The 1749-nt window shown below is 31.8% G+C and carries 1 protein-coding gene; it reads left to right on the top strand.

Translation table 11 applies throughout. The features are described from left to right. Positions 1–801 precede the first annotated feature (801 nt). On the top strand, positions 802–1734 hold the full coding sequence (locus tag IEV69_RS13750; RefSeq protein ID WP_188443414.1) for a hypothetical protein: 933 nt from the start codon (positions 802–804) through the stop codon (positions 1732–1734). The last annotated feature ends 15 nt before the right edge of the window (positions 1735–1749 follow it).

The raw sequence follows: 1749 nt of genomic DNA, 5'->3' as shown, positions 1-1749 counted from the left end.
GTTGGTCTGTAGAGGGAGCGAACGGTACTTTGATTTTTTTGGTTCGGGTTTATTAGTGGAGATTTAAAAACTGTATTTCCGGCTGTTCCCGATACTGGTTTTGTATTTCAATCAACAGTGATTGGGACAACCTGGCTTTAACATCAGCTAAACAAAATGTGCGAGTAAAGTCGGTGTATTTTTTTGTAATTTTAAAACCAATATAAAATAATGGGTTGTTTGCTAAGTGTGGGATTTGCACACTTCGTTTAGCTGCGACCGTTATTCGGGAATCTAAAAAAGGACTTGGTCAATCTTCACCGATTTGGGTGATTTTCTTTTTTTGTATGAAGGCTTTTAAAAGTAAGCAAAGGCAATGGAAGATTGCCGTTTCAAAGTCATAGCGATCAAGATCGTGCAAATTCTCATTTGTGACGTCGGGAACGTCTAAAAGACTTTGAGCCAAGGTATTGAAAAAAATTTAAAATGTCAAGTGTTTTTTGTTTTTCAATTCCCGGGTGCTGGTTTTTAAAAGCTTTGTGTTGGTTAGAAAGAGAAATCCCCTGATTCGCACCGGGCTACTTCGTATAGTTTAAAGCCTATAAAAAATAGCCCGTTTCGACAAATCGGAAAGATAGTCTTTCCAGTGTTTTGGGTCCTTTTTCAGACTACGTGTTTGTGATCCCAATGACAAAAAAGATTATATTTGAAATGAAATGGGATACAAAACACTCCCGATAACACCAGATATAGGATAATATCGCCTATGGCGAGACTACCCATATCCCTTTGTTGTGTGCAATTAAAACCAAACCCTAACCAATGAAGAAAAGCCAATTTCTTTTCGCCTTTTTAATTATACTACAATCTTGTCAATCTGACCTTTTAACAGACAACAAACCTATTATTGAGAAAATCGACAAACTAAATTTTAGCAAAACAATATATGAAGTTTCAATAGGCATTAACGAAAAAGTAATTGATACTCTTTCCATTGAGAAAATAAAAATTGATGCGAACGGAAATGTTCGATTTGAATTAAAAGAGTTTTTGAATGAAAATGGAAAAACTATAAAGCAATCATATTACAGAAATAACGAAGATTTATTTTATGAAATAACCGACTTCGAAAGAAAGAATTTTGAATTTAGAACTCAATATGAAACGTTTGTAAATAACAAGGATATTATTGAAAAGGCTCAAATGATAAACTTCGATTCCAATGAAAGCGATACTATTTTTATGAAATATAACTATTCGTATGATAAAAAAGGAAAAAAAGAAACGCTATCAATCACCTATCCTACTGATTCTACTAATTCAAAGTATTTTATGAAATATAACGATAATGAAAAGTCAGAATTAACATATCAAATAATTGATAACGATACAATTGAAAAAAGCAGAATGAAATATCTGAATGGAAATATTTCAGAATCAACTCACGAATACAAAGAACCTTTTAGAATTGATATCTACAGCTATGATGATAATAAAAGTGTCAAATCAAGAAAAGTTTTCAAAAGAGTAAATGATAGTTTAAAAATGTCAATGGAATATATTTACGAAAATAATGATTTAGGAAACCCAGAAAAGATAACCATAAAGGATTTTGAGAACGACACAATAATTAAACGGAAATTAATAACTGCACACAACAACGTGTCCTATGAAAAGCACTCGTCCTTCACTTCAAAGATAATATTTTATTTTTTCTTACTTCATAATGATGATTTTGTGGTGTTGAAATGTTGATAATTCCGAAGGATT

This window comes from Planktosalinus lacus (assembly GCF_014640155.1).
GTDB classification, from domain to species: Bacteria; Bacteroidota; Bacteroidia; order Flavobacteriales; family Flavobacteriaceae; genus Planktosalinus; species Planktosalinus lacus.
The sequence above is the reverse complement of the archived record's forward strand: the minus strand, read 5'-3'. Positions and strand labels throughout refer to the sequence as shown.